At 37.3% G+C, this 20,274-nt stretch carries 18 protein-coding genes; 4 read left to right on the top strand and 14 right to left on the bottom strand.

The annotated features are described in order from the left end of the window. The 7 genes from JNG87_RS18775 to JNG87_RS18745 form a co-directional block, all read right to left on the bottom strand. Positions 1 to 4,338, bottom strand: a complete 4,338-nt coding sequence (locus JNG87_RS18775) for a CusA/CzcA family heavy metal efflux RND transporter (protein ID WP_202840327.1) — start codon at positions 4,336 to 4,338, stop codon at positions 1 to 3. Between the two features lie 201 nt (positions 4,339 to 4,539). Then, positions 4,540 to 4,902, bottom strand: a complete 363-nt coding sequence (locus JNG87_RS18770; protein ID WP_202840325.1) for a hypothetical protein — start codon at positions 4,900 to 4,902, stop codon at positions 4,540 to 4,542. Between the two features lie 133 nt (positions 4,903 to 5,035). Continuing rightward, complete coding sequence (locus JNG87_RS18765) at positions 5,036 to 5,605, bottom strand: Crp/Fnr family transcriptional regulator (protein ID WP_202840324.1); 570 nt, start codon at positions 5,603 to 5,605, stop codon at positions 5,036 to 5,038. Between the two features lie 65 nt (positions 5,606 to 5,670). Continuing rightward, a complete protein-coding gene (locus tag JNG87_RS18760; protein WP_202840323.1) occupies positions 5,671 to 6,435 on the bottom strand; it encodes a siderophore-interacting protein in 765 nt (254 codons plus the stop codon). Positions 6,436 to 6,437: 2 nt separating this feature from the next. After that, positions 6,438 to 7,613 (bottom strand): MFS transporter, encoded by a 1,176-nt coding sequence (locus JNG87_RS18755; protein WP_202840322.1) that lies wholly within the window; start codon positions 7,611 to 7,613, stop codon positions 6,438 to 6,440. Positions 7,614 to 7,697: 84 nt separating this feature from the next. Next, a complete protein-coding gene (locus JNG87_RS18750; protein ID WP_202840321.1) occupies positions 7,698 to 8,306 on the bottom strand; it encodes a hypothetical protein in 609 nt (202 codons plus the stop codon). A gap of 577 nt (positions 8,307 to 8,883) precedes the next feature. Further along, positions 8,884 to 9,666 carry an AraC family transcriptional regulator gene (locus JNG87_RS18745; RefSeq protein WP_202840319.1) on the bottom strand — a complete coding sequence of 261 codons (783 nt, stop codon included), beginning with the start codon at positions 9,664 to 9,666 and terminating at the stop codon, positions 8,884 to 8,886. A 71-nt stretch (positions 9,667 to 9,737) separates the two neighbouring features. Here JNG87_RS18745 and JNG87_RS18740 point away from each other — a divergent pair, with 71 nt between their 5' ends. After that, on the top strand, positions 9,738 to 10,943 hold the full coding sequence (locus JNG87_RS18740) for a CynX/NimT family MFS transporter (RefSeq protein WP_238349618.1): 1,206 nt from the start codon (positions 9,738 to 9,740) through the stop codon (positions 10,941 to 10,943). 12 nt (positions 10,944 to 10,955) lie between these two features. On the opposite strand, the gene JNG87_RS18735 is transcribed toward JNG87_RS18740, so the two are convergent. Beyond that, the gene (locus tag JNG87_RS18735) at positions 10,956 to 11,663 is read right to left on the bottom strand and encodes a DUF421 domain-containing protein (RefSeq protein WP_202840317.1); all 708 of its coding nucleotides are present in this window, start codon (positions 11,661 to 11,663) and stop codon (positions 10,956 to 10,958) included. Between the two features lie 53 nt (positions 11,664 to 11,716). Beyond that, positions 11,717 to 12,487, bottom strand: coding sequence for an MBL fold metallo-hydrolase (locus JNG87_RS18730; protein WP_202840315.1), 771 nt, complete (start codon positions 12,485 to 12,487; stop codon positions 11,717 to 11,719). Positions 12,488 to 12,579: 92 nt separating this feature from the next. Between JNG87_RS18730 and JNG87_RS18725 the strand changes: the two genes are divergently transcribed. The 3 genes from JNG87_RS18725 to JNG87_RS18715 all read left to right on the top strand — a co-directional run bounded on the left by JNG87_RS18725 (position 12,580) and on the right by JNG87_RS18715 (position 15,043). Continuing rightward, positions 12,580 to 12,894 (top strand): winged helix-turn-helix transcriptional regulator, encoded by a 315-nt coding sequence (locus JNG87_RS18725; RefSeq protein WP_202840313.1) that lies wholly within the window; start codon positions 12,580 to 12,582, stop codon positions 12,892 to 12,894. Between the two features lie 155 nt (positions 12,895 to 13,049). After that, positions 13,050 to 14,450: a T9SS type A sorting domain-containing protein gene (locus JNG87_RS18720; RefSeq protein ID WP_202840312.1), complete on the top strand. Its 1,401-nt coding sequence runs from the start codon at positions 13,050 to 13,052 to the stop codon at positions 14,448 to 14,450. 38 nt (positions 14,451 to 14,488) lie between these two features. Continuing rightward, a complete protein-coding gene (locus tag JNG87_RS18715) occupies positions 14,489 to 15,043 on the top strand; it encodes a hypothetical protein (protein WP_202840311.1) in 555 nt (184 codons plus the stop codon). Positions 15,044 to 15,143: 100 nt separating this feature from the next. On the opposite strand, the gene bioA is transcribed toward JNG87_RS18715, so the two are convergent. From bioA to JNG87_RS18690, 5 genes are all read right to left on the bottom strand, one after another. Next, entirely contained in the window at positions 15,144 to 16,436 is a 1,293-nt protein-coding gene (gene bioA, locus JNG87_RS18710; RefSeq protein ID WP_202840310.1) for an adenosylmethionine--8-amino-7-oxononanoate transaminase, read from the bottom strand. Between the two features lie 423 nt (positions 16,437 to 16,859). Beyond that, the gene (gene bioB, locus JNG87_RS18705; RefSeq protein ID WP_202840309.1) at positions 16,860 to 17,843 is read right to left on the bottom strand and encodes a biotin synthase BioB; all 984 of its coding nucleotides are present in this window, start codon (positions 17,841 to 17,843) and stop codon (positions 16,860 to 16,862) included. Positions 17,844 to 17,845: 2 nt separating this feature from the next. Continuing rightward, positions 17,846 to 18,457, bottom strand: coding sequence for a dethiobiotin synthase (gene bioD, locus JNG87_RS18700; RefSeq protein WP_202840308.1), 612 nt, complete (start codon positions 18,455 to 18,457; stop codon positions 17,846 to 17,848). 49 nt (positions 18,458 to 18,506) lie between these two features. Beyond that, on the bottom strand, positions 18,507 to 19,616 hold the full coding sequence (locus JNG87_RS18695; protein WP_202840307.1) for an aminotransferase class I/II-fold pyridoxal phosphate-dependent enzyme: 1,110 nt from the start codon (positions 19,614 to 19,616) through the stop codon (positions 18,507 to 18,509). Continuing rightward, positions 19,609 to 20,232: a hypothetical protein gene (locus tag JNG87_RS18690; protein WP_202840305.1), complete on the bottom strand. Its 624-nt coding sequence runs from the start codon at positions 20,230 to 20,232 to the stop codon at positions 19,609 to 19,611. The genes JNG87_RS18695 and JNG87_RS18690 overlap by 8 nt, the downstream gene beginning before the upstream one ends. Positions 20,233 to 20,274: the final 42 nt, after the last annotated feature.

Here is a 20,274-nt window from a genome sequence, read left to right as displayed (position 1 = left end):
TTATTTTGAAATTAGGAATTGAAGTTCGGCTCCCGTTTGATTAAGCTTTTCCAGCTGATCAATATAATCTGCTTTGGTTTTTACGGCCTGATTCACAAGTATGACCCAGTCCAGATAATCTATTTCCCCCACTTCCATCTGTTTCTGAGCCGTTTTTAGAATAGTTTCAGATTTTGGAAGCTGTTTTTGGTCATAATTTTCGATGATCTGCTGTTGGTTCATATAGGTAGTCAACTGTTGTTTCAATCTGTTTTTAAGTTCAATTTCTTTTCTCTGGTACTGATTCTCGGAGATGGCTATTTTTGCCTGTGCTGCCTTTGCCAAAGCTCTCTGTCCTTTGGTGAATAGTGGAATTCCTACTCCTATCTGAACCGAATTGAACCGATTATTATTGATGTTTTTCATACTTTGATTGGTGTATCCTATAAGAAGATCCGGAAGCAGCCTGCTTTTTTCAAGCTGTACTTCTGCCTCTCCTACTTTGATCTGCTGCTGCAGATATTGAAGCTCAGGATGCTGTTGTACCATTTCTTCTGAAATCTGTAGACCAATATTCATCGTGGGACGATCGGCAACTGGTTGGTATGGAACCTCTGACTGAAGTAATAACTGAAGCTGAAGTTTTGCAATATTCAGGTCGTTTTCTAACGTATTCAACTGTACTTTGATCTGTTCTTTCTGGATTTCTGCGGTGGATTCCTCCAGAATATTCGCTTCTCCCTTTTTTAATCTTAATCCGGCTTTGTCTGCAAAATTATTGTAAAGCTGGCTGATGTATTCAAGCACTTTTTTCTTTTCCTGAAGCACCAGTATCCTGTAGAAAACACTTGTTACTTCCTTGGTAAGCTGTGTTTTGGTCAGATTCTGACTGATAACACTGGCAGACCATTCAGCATCCAGCATCTGTTTTCTTTTTGAATACACCGTAGGAAAACTGAACCTCTGTGAGATCCCGAATGAATTATCGGTTTCCTCACCCTGAATTTGCCCAAATCCTCCGGTAATTTCCGTCTGGGGAATATCCAGATAACTGGCTTTCAGTTTTTCCTGATAATCTGAGACTAATATTGAATTTTTAAGAGTACCATTCTGCTGGTATGCTTTTTCCAAAGCCTGATCATAGGTAATATTTTCCTGAGCCTGATAAGTTCCAAAGGATATTAACAACAGGAAAACAGACAGTTTTTTATAGTTGGTTTTTTTTGAGAATTTCATTTTATCTTTATTAATATGTTCAAAGAGGACGTATAATATCGGGAGTACAAACAGGGTTAAAAGGGTGGCAAGCATCAATCCTCCGATCACCACCGTTGCCAAAGGTCTCTGTACTTCTGCTCCTGCACCGTTGCTGATGGCCATTGGAAGGAATCCCAGAGAAGCCACAAACGCAGTCATTAAGACCGGACGAAGCCTGATTTTTGTACCTATCAGTACAATTCTGCTGGTGTTGTTTATTCCGTTCTTTTTCAATCGGTTAAATTCTGATATTAAAACAATTCCATTAAGTACGGCAACTCCAAATAAAGCAATGAATCCTACCCCGGCGCTGATGCTGAAAGGCATTCCTCTCAACGCCAGAAAGTACACACCTCCTATCGCAGATAATGGAATAGCAGTATAGATTAATAAACTGTGTTTTACTGAACCGAAAGCAAAGAATAGTAACAGGAAAATCATCACCAACGAAATAGGAACAGCAATTCCCAATCTTGCTTTGGCTTCATTTAAGTTTTCAAAAGCTCCTCCATAAGAAATGGTGTAGCCCGGTGATAATTTCAGGTTTTTATCTGCTTTCTGCTGAAGTTCTTCCACGATACTCTGAACATCTCTTCCTCTCACATTAAAACCTACAATAATCCTTCTTTTAGTATCTTCCCTCTGGATCTGGTTCGGACTGTTTTTAAGCTCTACTTTAGCCAATTGTGACAAAGGAATCTGTTCTCCTGAAGCAGTAGGAATCAAAAGATTCTGGATGCTGGTAATATCTTTTTTATGTTCATTATCCATTCGGACAACGATATCAAACTTTTTCTCACCTTCATATAAAGCGCCTGCAGTTTGTCCGGCAAAAGCCATATTAATTACCCTGTTGATATCCGCCACTGAAATATTGTATCTGGAAAGTTCCGAACGGTTATAATCAATCACAACCTGCGGAGCACCTACTACTGGTTCGATATATAGATCCTGAGCACCTTTTACGGTGTTGATGATGCTTCCCATCTTTTTTGCATAGGTGGCAAGGCTGTCCAGGTCTTCACCATAAATCTTGCAGACTACATCCTGCCTTGCTCCGGTCATCAGCTCATTGAAACGCATCTGTACAGGAAATTGAAAACTGGTTGTCAGCCCCGGAATAACGCTTAATGCTTTGCCCATTTTGTCAGAAAGCTCAGAAAATGTCGTTGCAGAGGTCCATTCCTTTTTAGGCTTTAAAACGACGATCATATCTCCGGAATCCATCGGCATAGGTTCTGTGGGAATTTCTGCACTACCAATTTTCATGACTACTTTTTCTACTTCAGGAAACTGTGTTAAAAGAATATGCGCCGCCTGTGTGGTGGCTTTCTTGGTTTCATTGATATTACTTCCCTGAAGAATTCTCATTTCGACAGCAAAGTCGCCTTCCTCCAAAGATGGTATAAATTCTCCACCCATTCTGGAAAGGATAAAAACAGCACCTGCAAACAGGATTAGCACACCAATAATGATAGTTTTTCTGAATTTAAGAGCTTTCATCAGTAATTGCTGATGTCCGGTTTCCACTTTACCCATGACGCGGTCCGAGATGTTTTCTTTTTCTTTTTTCTTTCTGCTTAATACCAGAGAACTCATCATCGGAATATAAGTCAGGGAAAGAATAAATGCTCCGATCAGGGCAAAGGCAACAGTTTGAGCCATAGGCTTAAACATTTTTCCTTCAATTCCCTGCAGGGTAAAAATCGGAAGATATACAATTAAGATAATAATCTGTCCGAAAACTGCACTGTTAACCATTTTGGTCGCAGAGCCTGAAACCTGATCATCCATTTCTTTTTTGGTGAGCATATTGTCTTTCCCAAAGTGCTTTTTATGGGCAAGCTGATGCAGTACGGCTTCCACAATAATGACAGCACCATCTACAATAAGACCGAAATCCAGCGCTCCAAGGCTCATCAGATTTCCTCCAACCCCGAAAATATTCATCATAATAATGGCGAAAAGCATGGCCAAAGGAATAACGGAAGCCACCAGTAATCCTGCTCTAAAATTTCCTAAAAATAATACCAGAATGAAAACAACGATCAAAGCCCCTTCCATCAGGTTTGTTTTTACAGTACTGATGGTATTGTTCACCATTTTAGCGCGATCAAGGAAAGGCTCAATCACCACTCCTTCCGGTAAGGACTCCTGAATTTTTTCCAGTCTTTGTTTGATATTTCCAATCACGACATTGGCATTTTCTCCTTTCAGCATCAGAACAATTGCTCCTGATACTTCTCCGGTGTCATTATAGGTCATAGCACCATATCTTGTCGCATAACCGATCTTGACAGACGCTACATCTTTAATATGCACGGGAATTCCTTCTTTAGTTTCCGCTACCTGAATGCTTCCAATATCTTCCGTACTTCCCACAAGTCCTTCGCTGCGGATAAACAGAACGGTTTCTTTCTTTTCAATATATCCACCTCCGGTATTCTGGTTATTCTTTTCCAGTGCTGCAAAAACATCATTGATGTTGATGTTAAATGCCTGTAATTTATTAGGATTAATGGCAATTTCATACTGTTTCAGTTTTCCTCCGAAACTGCTTACATCTGCCACACCTTTTGTTCCCAAAAGCTGTCTTCTGACCACCCAATCCTGAATGGTTCTCAGTTCTGTTTCGTCATATACATTTTCGTAACCCTTTTTGGCCCTTACCACATATTGGAAAATCTCTCCCAATCCGGTTGAAATAGGACCTAATTCCGGCTTACCGATTCCGGCAGGAATATTGTCCTGAACAAGCTGTAAACGCTCCTGAACCTGCTGTCGGGCCCAATACACATCTGTCTTGTCATCAAAAACTACCGTCACCAATGACAGCCCGAAACGTGAAAAGCTTCTCAATTCTGTGATTCCGCTGATATTGCTGGCAGCCTGCTCGATAGGAAACGTAACAAGACGTTCTATATCTGCTGCACCATAAGAAGGAGCAGTAGTAATGATCTGAACCTGATTATTGGTGATGTCCGGCTGGGCATCAATGGGAAGTTTAGTGGTTTCATAGACTCCAAAGAGGATGAGAGCTACTGTAAACAGAGCAATGATGAGTTTATTCTTTACAGAAAACTCAATAATTTTATTTAACATGGAAAAAACGATTAATGGTAATCCGGAATGCTTTATAAAAGCTGAAATTCTTCCAAAACTTAAAGTATCAAAATAAACATTTGTAACTTCTCAGGTTGAGGTTTAAGCATCAATACAATGCATTACGAATTAATTGATATGTAACAAAAATTCACTGCTTTAGGTAAGAACATAAAGCATTAATTTTCAATGTGAAGTTGATTAAGAAAGCCGCGGTGGCTGGAAAATCTGAGAAAGGTATTGGTTGGAAAAGTCTTTTTCCTTGTAAATACTGCTTTTCTTTGAAACAGTAATTTCCTTAGGTTTTTTTATTTCGAATGAAAGCTCCGGAAGCTGTGCGTGTACGGTAAGTACGATAGGTGGATTGATAAAAGGCAGCTTCTGATCCGTATCCCAGTCAGAATCCTGTTTGTGATTATCATAATGTTCCATTACAAATTCTGAAAGACTTCCGTGGTATTCCATGAAATGTTCCACAAACATAGGCACTTTCAGTACTTCCCCCGCATTGGTGGTAGCCAGCACATACATCATTGAACATAATATGGAGAACCATTTTAACATGAGTGCAAATATAGGGCTTAAATTTTTTCTGAATGGGCTTTAGTATTAATTTTTTGAGAATTTTAGCCAGTTTAAAAGCAGTTTAAATAAATAATAACTCGTCGTAAAAATGTTAGGTTTATCAAACAAAAAATCAAAGCCTTGACTTTAGTCTGCTCAATGTCTCCTGTGAGATATTAAGATAGGAAGCCACCCGTTTGTTGGAAAGCCGGCGTACAATAATCGGATTTTCTTCCAGTAACTGTTTGTATTTTTCAAGAGCATCCTGCACCATAAAAGACATCAGCCTTTTAGTGTTGGCAATACAGGCAATTTCAATATAAATTCTGTAAAATTTTTCCCATTGAGGAATAATGTCCAATAAATGATAAAAATCCTGATGGGTAATATAATAGACCTCTGAATCTTCTACTGCCTGAAGAAGTTCATCAGAAGGTTCCGAAGTAATAAAGGTATGAAGCGCTGTAGCGAACTGATTTTCAAAAGCAAAATATCTTGTAGAATCCTGCCCTTCCTTATTAATGTAAAATATCCGTAAACAGCCTTTTACAACAAAGAATGTTTTTTTGGGAGAATGAACATTGGTAACGAGAAGCTCGTTCTTTTTTAATTTGACAGGTTTGAAGTAAGAAAGAATAACTTTCAATTCTTCATCTGTTATTGATATTTTGCTTTTAATATATGAAACTAATACGTCTTCCATTTATTTAAATCAGTCACCGCAAATGTAGCAATAAATATGTTAAAACTTATTGCTGTTCCTGCTTCTTAAGTGCTTTCAGAAGTTTTTCCTTCCGGTTGCCCTGCTCTCCAATAGGAACAGGTGTATAGGGCTTGGGTGTCCCATTTCAGGTTTGTTTTAAAATAGGTGCGAAGCTCATGTACAGTAGTATATTCTGCAGCGATGTAAACATATTCTTTCAATACACCTGATGGAAACTGAACAGATTTCACCACTTCGGCCAGCATGCTTCCCTGCTCAGGATGAAGATTGTACAGCCATTCAACTGAAATATCTGCTGCAGAACAAAGCATAAGCTCATCCTCTTTACCTGCCACTTCCAATATTATTTTTGCTCTTACGTAGGAAGGAAACTGTTCTGCGATGGCACAGATCACAGGCAGAGCCGTTGCGTCTCCTGCCATCAGATAAAAATCAGCATCCGGAATTAAAGGTTTTGTGCTTTCTTTCATTTCTATTTCCAATACATCACCTGGATTGGCCTTCAATGCCCATGCAGAAGCTGGTCCGTTGTCACCATGGGCGACAAAATCAATGCTTAATTCCCGGTTTTCCAGATCAATCTTTCTGTTGGTGTAGGTTCTGATAAGTGGCGTACTTCCCTTTTCAGCCGGGACAAAAATTTTATTATTAGAACCAGAGCGTACATGAGACAGCAATTCAGCCTGGCTATCATCAATATCAAATATCACACGGATAAGATGTGGTGTAAGAAATTGTTTGTTTTTAACGGTAAATACAGAATGTATTTTTTTCGTTTCTTTTACTTGAGATATTAGGGAATGTTCCATTTTTATTTTTTGTTAAATAGTAAAATAATCATTGCAATCACACAGCTGATGCCTCCGAAGAGATAAACGGTCTGGTAATCAAACCAGCCGGCAATTAATCCTGCTATAGGACCTGCCAATCCTAATGAAAGGTCAACAAATGCGACATAGGCTCCTAGTGCTGTTCCTCTCATCTGTGGCTTTACTTGTTGAATGGCAAGAACTCCCAAAGCCGGAAAGACCAATGAAAATCCTACTCCCGTCAATCCACATCCGATAATGGCCAATGTTTTGGATGCAGAGGTCCAGATCAGCATTTGTCCAGCCACTTCGATAATCAGAGAGATTAAGGCTATTGTAAAGCCACCGTATTTATCCGGAAAAGATGCAAAGAGAATTCTGGTCAGCACATAACATGCTCCAAAAACCATAAAGGGCAGTGAAGCATCACCCCAGTTTTTTTGGGAGAAAAACAAGGCAATAAAAGAAGCAATACATCCAAAAGCCATTGATGAAAAAGCAAGGCTCAGACCCTGACCCGATATGGTACCAATTACTTTGTAGAAAGGCATTCTTACATGATCTTTATCCACGGGAATAGAAGGAAGTTTTGCTGTGGAAAGCCAGCTTACCAGCGGAAGTAAGGCAATAAGAAGAAAAGCAGGAAAAATATTGTATTCTTTACTTAACCAGATACTAATGGGAGCTCCGATTGCAATTCCTGCATACATCGCGATACCATTCCACGTCATTACTTTGCCTGAGCTGGAATGGCCTGCGAGGCCTATTCCCCAGGTTAATGCACCGGTAACCAGGAAACTTTCGCCAATCCCATGAATAATTCTTGCTATCAAAAGGAAGGAAAGGGCCAGGAAAGGATGCGCCTGAAATAATACAGCCATTATATAAAAGATCCCGGCAGCAATGGCTAATATTACTCCCGACATTTTACTTTGCTTGGCACCTCTGGTATCTGTAATTTTTCCGGAATAGGCTCGGGTTAAAAGTGTAGACAATGACTGCAGTCCGATGACAAGACCTACAATAATACTGTCAAAACCTAAAGTGTTCTGAACAAATCCGGGAATTACTCCCAAAGCAATTCCTATGGTAAGATACACTCCAAATACCGAAATGATAATAGGAACAATCGCCTGATAGAAAGTAATAGTTGGTCCCTTTTCTAATGTTGTACTCATAAATTTTGTTTAAAATATTCGGGTGCAAAGGTCTCCGAACAATCAACACAAAACTTTGATCTAAGTCAAAAAAGGTACAGCCATTTAATCAAAATCCAGAAAACTATCAGTAAGCTGCTTCCACTGTATTTTTGCAATTCCCATCATTCCCCCTATAGCAATCGCGAAATTTCTGATGACATCCAGAAACTTAGCATTTCGGTTAGGTCTTTCATTTCGGCCGTATACAGCTGCTTGTAGATAATCGGTACTTCTGGATATTATGAAGGTTGAGCTGGCTGCAGAACTATAAAAATGAGCAATGTGACCGCTTTTCTTATTTTGAGGATTTACTGAAGGTTCGCATGTTATGGATAGGCTCTCTGAAAAACTATCCTCATAGAAACAGATATCTGTTATTTTTACCCAATCATATCCTTTTGCCTCTGCTTCTCCCGGGCCAGGAATATCAATCCGGATAAAATCTCCTATCAGAGGTTCGCGGTCGACAGGATCACCATTAAAATTATGCAGTTTAAATGCTGCAAATGCTTTCCCGCTGTAACTTTCCCATTGATTAACTGAAAAAAATCTTTTTTTTAATATTTCAAATTTTTCCGGAATCAGAGCCTGGTCAAATACTTTTCTGCTTTCCGTGTCATGAAAGCCTCCTGATTTTTGTGCAGGAACACCCTTAAGTATTTTTGGAATCATATTAGATTTTTAAGCAAAGTAGCATAAAAAACGTACAGAATTTATGCGCAGGATCATATAAATAGTTAAACAACTGTTTGAATACTAGCCGAGATAAGACATATTTTGACAATAATTCACTTTTTGGTATTTCTTCATTTTGGTTAAAAATCGTGTGTACAATTCTTCAGATGGCGAATTATATTTATTAGCATAGGTTTTTGTGTTACTAATTTCGGAATCTCAAAGAAATTAGGAAAGATTTAGGAAATAATTATTTTTTGATAAAATCCATAATTTTTAAAAAAAATAAGCTTATGATGTTTTGCATAACATGATTTTTGTTTATATTTGTGAATCGAAATAATTTTTTTTCATCATTTGTGTTTTTTTAAGGTCTCCATTCGTGGAGACCTTTTTATTTTCAATAATATCATAATTGAATATTGACTATTGAAGTGGAAAAATGGTGAAAATGTGAAATATTTTATTTTTCGATCCTGCTAATTGCTTTTGTTTAAGGGAATAGGATGAGTTTTATAATGTTAATAACTCTTCTTTTTGACAAATTTAAACTGTCTTTATACAGGTTTAAAACCTATTGAATGGTTTTAATAAAATCAGTCGGCCTGAACTTCATCACAGACTGAAAACTTCTGGTATAAGCCTGAACACTCTTGTATCCTACTTCATAAGCCGTCTCTGAAACCGTAAGACTCCCGGAGCTCAAATATTCCAGACTTTTGATGATACGAAGCATTTGCTGATATTTGCTTAAAGTAAGACCTGTTTCTTTTTTGAAAATACGCTCCAGAGTACGGAAAGATAAAAGCGCTGTATCACTCAGGTCTTCCATTTTGATCTCATTTCGGTAATGACTGTGGAGATGTTCTATGACTTTAGCAAGGCGTTTATCTTTAGGAAGACTGATATGAAGAGTCAGGGAATGTTCTACAAACCGTGGAAGTTCGTTGAACAATGCTTTCAGAAACAGGCTTTCATGATGATCTGGAGTCATCATCTTAGACCATTTCTCTGCATATTTTATCATTTCCTTTAAAACCGGAGGAACAGAAAATACCTTCACTTCTTGATAAAAAGATTCTTGGATACTGATCTCCGCAAACATGATCATCAGTTTGATCTTTTCAGAATGGGAATTGGTTTTATGGACTGCATTTGGTGGGATCCATACGGCATGATTTTGAGGGAGGAGATAGATTTTTTCTTCGATAGTAATATACTGGAAACCACTCTCTACATACACGAGCTGCCCTTTCTGATGGTGATGCAGAACATTATCATGCACCCAGTTTTCTTCAAACCATACAAAATAAGGCTTTTTCAGTTCATCTATTTTTATACTGTCATTAGCATTCATGTCGTTTTAGGTTAAAACTTTGGCAAAATTAAACAAAATTACTGTGCTAATTTTGTACAAAAGTTTTTATTATGATGAAGAATGAAGTAAAAAAGAATGCTTCGTATGTTTTATTAATTATTAATGTTCTGGTAGTTATACTTATTTCCAGCAATCTCCGTTCACCGATTGTGGCGGTTGCTCCTGTACTTGGAGAAGTAAGGGAGGCTTTGAAACTGAATAATTTTCAGGTGAGTCTGCTTACTTCTATTCCCCTGTTTATGTTTGCCGCCTGTTCTGTACTGGTTAGCAGATTTTCCAATAAGTTTGGAATCAGTAAGCTTCTGATGTATTCCCTGATTATTTTAAGCTTCGGATTATTTTTGCGAATCACCGGATCTCTATGGCTTTTGTTTTTAGGATCTCTATTCATTGGTTTAGGAATATGCATTGGAAATGTAGTCACTCCGGGATATGTTAAGAATAATTTTCCGAAGCAGATAGGTCTTATGACAGGAATTTTTGCTGTATCGATGAATCTTACAGCAGCTTTAGCTTCCGGATTCAGCGTGAAAATAGGAGAACTGACAGGTTTTGGATGGAAAGGCTCTCTGGGAATATGGCTGGTGATTGCCGCATTGGCTTTTCTTGTTTTATCATTGGAATTTATATTTAACAAAAGAAATCCGGCACCACCTAAAACAGCGCTCAGTACTTCAGATTTTAATATGTTCAAATCTGCCCAGGCATGGAATATCAGTATTTTTATGGGACTGCAGTCTTTATTTTATTATTGCCTGGTAGCATGGCTTCCCTCCTTTCTTGCTGATTTTCATATGCAGGGAGAAAGTTCGGGCTGGGTATTTTTTGTTATTCAGATTACCATGATTCCTGTGACGTTTTGCTGTCCGATTATTGCCAGTAAAATGAAAGACCAAAGACTTATGATCCTTTTTATATGTACCCTGATGTTCGGAAGTACTCTGATGTTTGTCTTCCTGAAATCTCAGTGGATTTATGGGAATGCGGTGATAATTGGTATTTCTAATGGGTTATCTTTCAGTTTGTCAATTCTTTTCTTTTCTACAAGAACGAAAAGCAGTATCAATGCCGTTAAGATATCAGGAATGGCTCAGTCTGTAGGATATCTGATTGCAGCGTTCGGGCCTCCATTGTTTGGAAAACTGCATGATTGGGATACTTCCTGGAACAGTTCATTCTATCTGTTAAGCTGTGCCGTACTGCTGATGCTGTATTTTGGAATGAAGGCGGCAAGAAATAAATGTGTTGAGGATTAGGAAAGTTAAAGGTCAGGTTACCCGTCTTTTATTGCTGGACGCTACCCATTCTTCTTTATGGCATCTTGGGCAGCTTCCGGCACTACCCACTTTTTTATGCTCTGTATACCCACAGAATATACAAGAATAATGTTTGTCTTCATGAATATATTGTAACGGATTATTTAATGAGTCTGGCATAATAGGAAGCCCGTATCTTACAGATTCATTTTCTAAAAAGAAAACGCTGATCTCTCCTGATATTTCTTCTATGGCCATTTCAATCTGTCCAAGCTGCGAAACTCCTTTTAGCCTCAGTTCTGCAAAGAATTCGTCACTCCCAAGGTTTTCTTTTTGAAAGTTTTTAATTGAAAATTCGCCATTTTCTACGAGGCAGATGGATTTTCCTTCCACCAGATTTTCAAAACTTTTACTTTTTCCGATAAAATGCGTCACAATAGAATACAGGAGAATAATAACAATAAAAACAATAAGGGACGAAATAATTCCAACATCTTTATTAAACATAGGATCTCCTGCTGCCGATCCCAGGCCAATAATGACTACCAATTCAAAGATTGAGAGCTGTTTTACCCCTCTTTTTCCTAAAATTCTAAGTCCGATGATAATAGCCAGAAACATAATCATGGTACGAAGAATGATCTCTAAAAGAAAAGACCATTCTTCATGTCCCAATAATAATTCTTTCCAATCAAGATTTAAGAGAAAAACTGACAGCATACCAATTATTTATCAAGGAATATTCAAAAAATAAGCCATAAAACGTATTTATTTCATAGATATTTCAGGCTTACCTCTTCACCATCATCAAGTATAAAGCATCTTCCCGCTATTCCGTTTTCATGGATCTTTTTCTGAATAAATTTTCTGTCTTCCCTGCAGTGGCTTAGGGCTTCCAGATGCGTTACCCAAACAGTGGATTCCGGAGCAGATTCACATACTTTTACGATATCTTCACTGGTCATAATAATAGGATCTCCTACGGAAAAAGTAGCAGCTCCACCCGCTACAATGATGTGCTGTGGCTGATGTTTGTCAATTTCTGCAGCAATTTCATCATACCAGATCGTGTCTCCTGCGATGTATACGGATTTATTGTCTTTTTTAAAAACAAAACCATTCACGATTCCCATTTTCTCTCCGATTTCTCCGGTTCCGTGCCGGCCTTTGGTTTTGGATATTTCAATAGTATTCCATTGAAGCTGATCCTTCAGAACGATGATATTGGTGAAGCCTTGTTCTGCAATCTGTCCTGAAATAACATCGGAACAGATGACCGGAATATTCTTGTCCAGGAGTTCAATAGCAGCATCATCCCAATGATCAGGATGAAGGTGGGTAACAGCAACTGCGTCTACTCTTTCCAGCTTTTTCTTTAATTCTTCTTTATCAAAAGGCAGGTCTACAAGAGGATTTAATAATTCACTGTCTGTCATGGGCATTTTTCCTCTGAAACCTTTGTCGCCGAGCATCGGATCTATCAGGATAGAAATTCCGTCAATATTAAGCAGTAATGTCGCATTGCGCCATAATTGTAATTTCATTTTGGGTATTTTTGTTTGACAAATGTATTACCTAATAACAGCAAAACAATCGAAGGTTACCAAAAAGTTAACCATAAATATTCAATTGACTTATGAATTTTGAGGAATTTAAAAACTGTGGATTAAGACGAAGTCTGGATATTCTTTCAGGGAAATGGAAACCATTGATCCTGCACAATCTTTTTGAAGATGACCAGGTCCGCTTTGCGGAACTTTGGCGTACTATGCCCCGTGTTTCCAAGAAAGTACTGTCAGAGCAATTGAAACAGCTGGAAGAAGATCTTATTATTGAAAGGATTGAAGTTTATAATTTCCCACCGGAAGTCTATTATAAACTGACTGAAAAAGGCCGGAAGCTGGGCCCTATTCTTTTGGAATTGCATTCATGGGGAAGTGGATTGGGTTAAAATCATTTTGGATAAATTCATCGAAGGTTTTCGATGCCTGTAGGTATTTCTTTCCTTTTCTAAAATTTTATACTACATTTGGAAACACTACCTAAAAATAGATTTATGTAGGGGTTACATAATATAACCTCAAATTTTTATAAAAAAACAAACCAATGAAAAAAAAATTATTATTTGTGCTTACTTTCGTAGCACAAACTTTTTTTGCTCAAATTATTTCTAAAGATCCCTCGTTTGCTACGAACGGAATTTATAATCTTCCGACAGGAAGCTCTTATCTGGGAGAGCTGACAGAAACAACCAATGCCGTATTTTATCAATCCTTTGACTCCAATACGAATCAATTAATTATCTCTAAAGCGACAAGTTACAATGGCTCTTTGGATGTGGCTTTTGGAACTAATGGTAAAGTTGCATTGAATTATACCTCAGACGCTCTGGTTGGATTTATAAGGCATAATAATGATAAATTAACCTTACTGTTAAGGCGATATGATTCTGTAAATAGTATTAATTATTTAGATGTTGTTCGATTACTTTCCAATGGACAATTAGATTCTTCGTTTTCAAATGGAGGAGTAAAAGCATTAGCCAATTTCTATCAGGACAATTTCAATATAAAAAACAACCTCATAGAACAAGGAAGCAAAATTATTGTTTCAGGAACCGGTGTGGATACCAATGGATTTTTTGACGGGTACACCCATACATTTAGATTAAATTCTGATGGTACATCAGATAACAGCTTTAATAATGGAGAGCTGTTAACAAATGGAATTCCCCGCATTATTTTAGATAATCAATCTAATATTATTTTTTTAGAACATAATACTATAAAAAAGTATACTTCTGATGGACAGCTTATGACAGGTTTTGGAAACAATGGAGTGGCCATATTTAATGGAGTGAATGTGAATGTTATAAAGGTAGATTCGGGGAATAGAATTATATATGCACAACTTGCATCAACAAGCCCTGCGACCATAGGAAGGCTGAATGCAGATGGAACGCCAGATACCACATTCAACTATAATGGTGCTCTGGGTCTTGAATTTTGGGATATCTATGAAAAAAATAATTCTTATTATATTGCAGGTTATGCTGATTTAAACAATGCACCTGCTTATTATATCGCTAAACTTAATCAAAATGGAACTATTGATACGGTATTTGGAGAATATATAGAAAATGATTCCAGCTTACTCTATCACATGATTCACGCAATCAAAGTTTTTGATAATAATATAATTGTTTATGGAGATGGGCCAACAACAGAGATCGTTAAATATCTTTTAACCAGTACAGCTGTATTATCAACAGCAGAAACTCTAAAAAACAATACTGACATCACTTTTGAAAACCCCGTGAAAAAAGATATAGTTTATCAGTCAAAAGAAAAAATTAATAAAATAGAAATCTATTCTTTTGATGGAAAATTACTGAAAACTATAAAAGAAAATAATTCCGATATTTCTGAACTGCCTAAAGGAGTGTATTTTGCAAAAACATTTTTTAAAAACGGGAAAATTTTCACAAAAAAACTTATTAAGAAGTAGTAGATTTATAATTTAAAAACTAATAACAATTTTTACAAATGAAAAGAATCATTATTTTGATCTCCTGCACAATAGGCACATGGGTAACTGCGCAGATAGCGCCACCACCAACGATTCAAAGATCCAACACAACACCCCGCGGCCTAACTGTCAATTCAAGAAAAGGAACATTAATTGAAAAGAAAATCATCAATTTAGGTAAGTTTAAAAACCTGAATATTCAAAAAATTGTAACGAAAGATATTTCCGAAAATTCTTCGGATACTCTTCTGGGAATCATGTATGAATATGAAACTTTTGATGAAATCTCCAAAAAGACCCTTACCATTGATAAAAATGAATTGGGAAAACTGATCCGGGCTCTTCAGACTATGGAACAGAAAGAAAGTGAAAAAGCTGGCCAGGAAACCAGATATAAGTTTGTAACGATGAGTAATATTGAATTCGGAAGTGTTTACCGTGAAAAACTTTCTTCGTGGGTGAATTATATAAAAATTCCATCCAATCATTTTAATCATAACTTACTGGAATTCAATAAGGATGAATTAAAAGAATTGATAACTATTTTGAAGAAATCAGAACAGGAAATTTAAAAATACAGGTGCTTACATTCAACATAAAAACCTTATAGGTTGTGAAAACCTATAAGGTACATTAAAAAAATTAAAAATAATTATTAACGGAAGGGATCGCTTATTGTGTAAACTGATCCAGTACGTCCGTAATATTCTGATAGACAAAATCCAATTCTTCGGAAGTAATACAATATGGCGGAACCAGATATATTACATTTCCCAACGACCTCATGATAATCCCTCTCTGTAAGAATTCATTGTAAAGCTTCTTCCCTATTTCATTGAAATAAGAAGTATCATTCCCGGTTTTGAAATCGAACGCTAAAATAGTTCCGATCTGACGAACCTTTTCTACACGAGGATGTAAAGCAAGTGCTTTCACAAACTCTGAATGTTGATGAGTGATGCGGTTGATATTCATTTGAGTTTCATTTGTCAATAGTAATTCCATACTGGCAAGAGCCGCGGTACAGGCTAAAGGATTCGCTGTAAACGAATGCCCGTGAAATAAGGTTTTATAACGGTCTTCAGAAAGGAAAGCATCATAGATGTCATTGGAACAGGTAGTGATTCCCATGGGCATGGTTCCTCCTGTCAATCCTTTTGAAAAACACATGATATCCGGCTTTTCCGTAAGATAATCTGCTGCGAAAAGTTTACCTGTTCTTCCAAACCCTGTAAAAACTTCATCCTGGATCATGAGAACGCCTTCTTCTCTACAGAATTTCATTAGCTGGCTTAGGTCTTCAGCTTTATACATCAGCATTCCGGCAGCACCCTGAACTAATGGTTCATAGATAAAACAAGCGACTTCATCAGCTAATTCTTTAATCTGTTTCTGCAGACTTTCCAGGTTTTCTGCATTGGGTGTATCTATAAAAACAACTTCAAACAACATACTTTCAAAAGGTCTTGTCCAGAAGCTTTTTCCACTTACAGACATAGCCCCGAAAGTATCTCCGTGATAGGCATTTTTAAAAGCTAAAATCTTTGTCTTCTTTTTCTCTTTATTGTATGCATATTGAATACACATTTTCAAAGCAACTTCTACTGCGGTAGAGCCATTATCCGAATAAAAGACCTTTTCCTGACCAGCCGGAAGAAGTTTCAGTAAATTTTCTGAAAGCTGTACAGCAGGTTCATGGGTAAATCCGGCGAAAATCACCTGTTCCAGTGTATTCAACTGTTCAAAAACACGTTGAGCAATATAAGGATGAGAATGTCCATGTAGAGTTACCCACCATGAAGAAACGACATCCAGATATTTTTTTCCTTCGGTATCATAAAGATAAATTCCTTTTCCTTTTACAATAGGAATGGCATCATCAGCTGTTTTCATCTGGGTGTACGGATGCCAGTTGACCGTTTTGTCTCTTTTTTGAAGGCTGATTTCTTTTGTTATTGTATTCATATTTTGATGTAAAAAATAGAAATGAGTGATGGAGATGGATTTAACAATAATTTAGTTGAATATATTGAAATGTTGGATTGATCGCAAAGGCGCAAAGTTTTGTCATAGATTGCGAATATTTTAAGGCGCAAGAAAATCAAAGATTTTCAGCAAGGAATGTGTTATAATTTTCCCGTGGATTTTTTATATCATCTGTTTAATTTACACAATCTGCAATAGAATAAAAATTTGCAATGTTAAATTTTATCGTAGATAAAATCCTTGCGTCTTAAAGTATTACTTACTACAAAAGCTTTTGCGCCTTTGCGTTTTCCAACTTGTAGAGCAGTTTATAAAAATTCAAAAACCAATTTTATAATAAGCGCTATAATAAAAATAATCCAACTCATCACTCATAATTTATCATTTATAATTCATAATTATCTAGCAGCATGTTTCTTTTTTCATCATAGGTCTCAATCCTAAGGTCTGCAGCATCTGCATGTCTTCAGAAACTCCTGGATTAGGCGTTACCAATAAGGTTTCTCTTTCTCCCGTGAAAATGGAATTGGCTCCTGCCATAAAGCACCATGCCTGTTCTGTTTCAGTCATTTCTATACGTCCTGCGCTTAATCTCACCATGGAAGATGGCATTACGATTCTTGCTGTGGCAATCATTCTTACCATTTCCCAGGTATCTACTTTTTCATTATCGGCTAATGGTGTTCCCGCTACCCTCGCTAATGCATTGATGGGAACGGATTCCGGGTGTTTAGGCATTGTTGCCAACGTTAAAAGCATTGAAATTCTGTCTCTGTGAGTTTCGCCTAGTCCGATGATTCCTCCGGAACATACTGTGATTCCTGCCTTTCTTACATTATTGATCGTATTGATTCTGTTGTCAAAAGTTCTGGTAGATATGATTTCTTCATAATACTGTTCTGAAGTATCAAGGTTATGATTATAAGCATATAATCCGGCTTCCTGAAGTCTGATGGCCTGTTCTTCGGTAAGCATACCCAATGTACAGCAAACTTCAAGGCCAAGTTCGTTTACTCCTTTTACCATATCAATCACCCGGTCAAAATCACGGTTATTACGAACTTCACGCCATGCTGCTGCCATACAGAATCTTGAAGATCCCGAGTCTTTCGCTTTTTGAGCGTGAGCAATTACAGTTTCTGTAGGTAATAAAGCCTGTACTTTAATATCCGTGTGATAACGGGCTGCCTGTCCACAATAAGAGCAGTCTTCAGGACATCCACCTGTTTTGATGGATAATAAAGTAGATATCTGCACTTCGGAAGGATCATGCCATTCGCGGTGTATGGTGGCTGCTTTATAAATCAGTTCCATCAGAGGAAGGTGGTAAATCTCTTCGATTTCTTCTTTAGTCCAGTCGTTTCTCAATGTTGTTTTTGTATCCATTATCATAATTTTGTTATTACTAATTGCTTTGCAGCATGTTGTACAGATTCCTTATCCGTATTTCTGATTTCCGGGATCTTTATAACTTTTGTTTCTTTTTCGATAAAACTGCAGATTACTCTTTCTGTATCTTCCGGAAAATCTCCGTTAAGAATTAAATATTCCAGCTGAATTTCTCTCTGTTGTAAGGCTAAGATTGAAAGCAGGCTATGGTTGATACAGCCCAGGTAGTTTCTTACAACCAGCGCTGCAGGAATGTTTAATTCCTCAATCAGATCAATCATAAATGTAGTGTCTGAAATGGGCACCATAAGACCCCCGGCTCCTTCTACAATGAGTGGATTTGCTGTTTTGGGGAGTTGAAAATCATTCAGATTGATAGTGGTATTTTCTTCTCTTGCAGACTGATGTGGTGAAGCTGCCAGCTTTAAACGGTAAGTTTCCGGATGGCAAAAGTTGGTGTCTGTCCAGTCTTCAATTTTATGACTGTCTGTATAATGAAGATCACCAGATTGTATGGGTTTCCAGTATTCTGTTTTAAAATGCTGAACCAAAACGGCTGAGCAAACTGTTTTTCCTATTTCGGTTCCTATTCCTGTTATAAATAGTTTCATATCTTTCGTGATGCGGGGTTCGGGATTCGTGATTCGGCTGTTGAAAGTTTTAAATAAATTCTTTAATAATTCCTGTCAGTTTTATAATTTCCTCTTCTGAATTGAAGCTGTGAAGGCATATCCTCAAGCGTTCGCTTCCTTCTTTTACCGTTGGGCTGTATATCGCATAAGTTAAAAAGCCTTTCTCTGATAAAGTATTCTGCGCTGCTTTAAGTGTTTGGTTATCAGGAATGAGTATAGCCTGCACTGGACTTGTTTCTGCCGATGGAGACTGTAATTTACTGCTTCGGAAAACTTTGATGTTATTCTGAAGTTTTTCAGCCAGTTCATGATTTTGATCTAAAAATTCATATCCTGTTTTGATGCTCATCCATTGGAAATCCTGTGCTGATGTGGTATAAATGAAAGGACTTGCAAAATTGATCAGGTAAGATTTCACTGTTTCATTACAGAGAATAGCTGCTCCATGAGCCCCGAGAGCTTTTCCATAGGTCACCACAGCTGCTGAAACATGGTTCTGTAACTGTAATTTTTCAATCAATCCATATCCAAAAACGCCGAAGGCGTGGGCTTCATCAACAATCAAAGAAGATTTATATTTGCTGGCAAGGGCAGCGATTTCCTGAACAGGAGCAAAATCTCCTTCCATCGAATAAAGACTTTCTATCGCGATATAACAATGTCCTTTCTGTCTTTTTAAAATATTTTCAAGATCTTCGATATCATTGTGTTTGAATTTCAGTTTTTTAGCATTGGATAGTTTGCAACCATCATGTACTGACCGATGAATTTGTTCGTCCACAATAATGGCATCATGACGGCTGGGAAGCGTTGAAAACAAAGCAAGGTTGGCATTATATCCGGATGGGAAGAGCAATGCCGATTCAAAATGATGTTTCTGCGCAATCTCATTTTCCACGGAAACTGCAATATCACTGTTTCCGCTAATTAACCTTGAACCTGTGCTTCCCGAAAGCAGTTGAGGATTATCCATAATCTTTTGCAGTAGTAAACTTTGAAGTTCCTTACTTTTTGCAAACCCCAGATAATCATTGGAATAAAAATCAATTCCATCGGATTGAAGCCTTAAACTTCTTAAGGTTCCCTTCTCTTTTCGTTTATCAAGATATTCCTGAAAACGGGAAGTATTGCTAAGCATAATTTAATTGAGCTACTTCTTCTGTAATCGCATTAATCCACTCTTTATGCAGTTCTTTTTCTATGTCCAGAATATGATCTGCATGGTGTTTCCAGTCTGGTGAAAACTCATTGAGCTGATGAATCATTTCTTCCAGATGTCCTTCTTCTTCAAGGATAATAGATTTTACCATAATTTTAGAAGAAGCTTCGGTAAGTGCCTGTTGATAAACAGGGTAAAGTTCATCTGCACGGACTTCAATAGCATAGGTTACGAAAAGATAGGCAGCATATTTAATATCTGTTTTATTAAGTTGGAAAGCTTCCTGAAGATAACGGCAGGCTTTAATATCCAATGAGTGAAGATATTGGCTTGTTGCGATAGGAGCCAGAAGTTCTTTGCTTTCGTACGTTTTGCAGAGTTCAGGGTTTATTTTCCCAATCTGCTTTTTTAAATAATAAGCGTGGCGGTGTTCTTCAGCAGCGTGTTTCAGCTGGATTTGAGAAACTAATGTTGGATGTTCACATTTTGATATTTTTCTTGCACCGGCATTTTCCATAAATGAAAGCGTGTTCAGCCATTTGGCGTGGGTACTTCCTTCCTGTACAATTTTTTTTAACAGATGATGAAATTCCATAGATTTTTATTTTGATGTCAAAAGTAGTATATTGCCGGATGG

Source organism: Chryseobacterium cucumeris, assembly GCF_016775705.1.
In the GTDB taxonomy this organism is placed as follows: domain Bacteria; phylum Bacteroidota; class Bacteroidia; order Flavobacteriales; family Weeksellaceae; genus Chryseobacterium; species Chryseobacterium cupriresistens.
This window is presented reverse-complemented; position numbering and strand designations above follow the sequence as displayed.